The 2,982-nt window shown below is 70.5% G+C and carries 2 protein-coding genes; both read right to left on the reverse strand.

What is annotated here, in order from left to right:
* Window positions 1-16: 16 nt before the first annotated feature.
* Window positions 17-1,516: a capsular biosynthesis protein gene (locus ABN401_RS16275; protein ID WP_303697205.1), complete on the reverse strand. Its 1,500-nt coding sequence runs from the start codon at window positions 1,514-1,516 to the stop codon at window positions 17-19.
* 368 nt (window positions 1,517-1,884) lie between these two features.
* A partial coding sequence (locus tag ABN401_RS16280) for an OmpA family protein (protein WP_303697206.1) occupies window positions 1,885-2,982 on the reverse strand: 1,098 nt, incomplete at its 5' end.

Consider the following 2,982-nt stretch of genomic DNA (forward strand, 5'->3'; position numbering starts at 1 on the left):
CCCTGACGCCTGCCCCCTACCTTGCGGCTGCGAATCGTCTTGCGAGGGCTTTTGCGGTGGGTTTGAGGGCTCGGGGTTCGTGGTAGTTTCCGTTGACCTGTGTTCGGGCGATGACGTGGGCGCGGAAGCGGTTGAACAGGTTGTCGTCTGGGGGCGTGGGGTCGGTCCAGAAGGCGTCGACGGGTTTCTGGTCGGCGAGGCCGTCGAAGTCGAAGAAGGCGTCGCCCAGGACCTTGACCGGGGTCTTGAAGCCCATGGCCGACAGGGCGGCCGAGGAGTTGTTGACCACCATGCCGTTGGAGGCCCGGCACAGCTGGGCCAGGTTGCCGCCGTCGATGAAGTCGACCCGGTCGGCGATGCCGCGCTCGACCGCCAGGACGTGGGTCATGCGTCTGAGGTCGACCAGGCCGGGATCGAGGGGATGGTTCTTGACCACCAGCCGCGCCTCGGCCGGGGCATGCCGGGCGAACGAGCTCAGCACCTCGGCTAAAAAGGCGGTGTTGTCGGCGTAGTGGGAGTAGCGCAAGAGCTGGGCGTCGCCCTCGCGCTGCAGACAGGCCAGGAAGAAGGGACCGCGCGCGCGCAGGGTCTCGGCGTCCGCGTCGGCGCGCGAGGCGAAGGTCAGCCCCAGCCAGCGCTTCACATGGCCGACGAACTGCAGCCACGGGCTCTGGGTGTAGGGATAGACGTAGCGGCGGAACACCAGCCGGCCCAGCGGCTGGGCCACATGGTACAGGCTGATGTTGATGACGTGGTGGGGCAGGATGCGCCCGGCCGGCCGCGTCGGCAGGATCTCGGGGATGGGCGGGTCATAGGCGGCGCGGTCGCGCGGCAGGCCCGACGAGGCGTTGACGCCGTTCTCCTCGACCGTGATCCAGTCGGGCCGGAAGTAGCCGTTCTCCAGGACCCAGATGCGCAAGGGATGGTCTGAGGGTCGAGGGTCGAGGGTCGGGGGTCGAGGGGACGACGATCCGGCCACTGCGTCGTGGTCGTCGGCATCAGCGCGGTCGGCAGCACCGGGGCTCTCGACCCTCGACCCTCGACCCTCGACCCTCGCCAGGGCCTTCAGCTTGTCGCGCTGGGACAGGACGCCCTGGTTGTAGGGGCCGCCTTCGCCGAACACGATCAGGTCGGTCAGGCCCTGGTCCTGAACCAGACGCGCCAGCCGCTGGGGCCAGCGGCGCACGTCGCCGGTGTAGGGGACGGCCCCGGAGCGGCGCCAGTAGGCCGCGTCCCCGGCGTTGAACAGCATGCGCGCCACCGACGCTCCCTCGGCCTGGAGCGCGTCGGCCAGCGCCCGGCCGAACGGCCCGAACGGGGCGGTGACGATCAGGAAGCGGCGCCCCACAAGGCTCTGGCCCGGGGCCGCGCGGGCACCGGCCGAGGCGGCCGGGACCGGAGGCGGGGCCGGGGTGGGGGCGACCCGGGCCCGGGCCGCGACCGGGGGCGCGATGGGAGCGGCGACCTCCGCGAGAGGCCGGCGTCGGGAGCGTTGGGGATGGCGGACGTCCGTCATGGTCGAGGCCGGCTCACGCGAAGTCTGGGGCGGACGGGGTTGAACGCGGCGGGCGGGACAGGAGGACCGGACGCGGGTCGCCCGGGCCGGTCCCGTCTCTGAACGCGTCGGCGCGCGGGTTCCGTCGTGACCGGAAGAGGCGCGCGCGCTCGGACGAGGGGACCGACATGGAGGCCTTTGTCGCCGCCCCGTCGTTCCGGATCAACCGACTTGTCCAAAAAAGCGAAACCGCCGGTCTTCAAGGAGAAAACCGGCGGCTTGCGCATGCGGATCATCGGATGCGACGACAGGTCTTGCGGCCCGCCCTCGCCTTCCAGACGAAAGGTTCGGACCCGGATCTGCGAGATCCGGGTCCGATCCCGTCGGTCCTAGAAGTTGATGCCGATGGTGGCGCGACGGTTCAGAGGCTCGCGAACGCCGTCGGCGGTCGGACGGGCCAGCTGGGTCTCGCCACGGCCGTCGAGCGAGATCACGCCGCCGTTGACGCCCTGGGCGACCAGAGCATCGGCGACCGTGCGCGCACGGCGGTTCGACAGGCCCACATTGTAGGCGGCCGAGCCCGAGGTGTCGGCGTGGCCGACGACCAGGACGCGGGTCGGACGGCCCGACTTGGCGTAGTTGGCGGCCTGGGTCACGACCGAGTTGGCTTCCGCCGTCAGGGTCGAGCGATCCCAGTCGAAATACACCACGAACTCACGCGCCTGCGGAGCCGGCGGAGGCGGCGGCGGGGGCGGAGGCGGCGGCGGGGGCGGAGGCGGCGGGGGCGGCGGGGGCGGCGGGGGCGGAGGCGCGTCATAGCCGCCGAACGCATAGCGCAGGCCCAGGGTCACGGTGTGCGACTGGTCGTAGTCGCCTTCGAAGGTGCCCAGGTTGGTGGCCGCCGTCGAGGTAAAGGACTGGAACTCGGCGTCGCCCGTCAGATAACGGTAGGTCAGGTCGATGTTGGCCCGGTCGCCGATCGCATAGGCCAGGCCCGCGATGGCTTGCGCCGCGAACTTGACCGAGCTGTCGTCGGCCGCGAAGGCCACCGTGCGGTTGCCGCGCAGCGTGCCCGCGATGTCGGTCGAAACCCGGTTCACACCGACGCCCAGACCCACGAACGGACGGATGCCCCAGTATTCGCCGCCGATGTCGTAGAGGACATTGGCCATCAGGGTCGCCGACTCGATGTCGCCTTCCGGCGAGAAGCAGGGACCCGTGGCCGGCGTGAAGTTGCAGGCACCCGACGGGACGTTGTTGTTGGCCCGGCGCACCGTGCCGACGTCGCCCGAGCGGTAGCCGCCCTCGAGCTCGACACGCCAGTTCGGGTTGAACCGGTAGCCCAGACGCGCGAACGCCGCCCAGCCGTTGTTGATCTCGTAGTTCCAGTTCACGCCCGTCGTCGAAGACTCGGCGTTGATGTCGTCCATCTGGTGAACGCCCGCGTCAATCGCGCCGTACCAGCCATCCGGCTCAGCCGAAGCAGC

Origin of the sequence: Brevundimonas aurifodinae, from assembly GCF_040195595.1 — a bacterium.
GTDB lineage: Bacteria > Pseudomonadota > Alphaproteobacteria > Caulobacterales > Caulobacteraceae > Brevundimonas > Brevundimonas aurifodinae.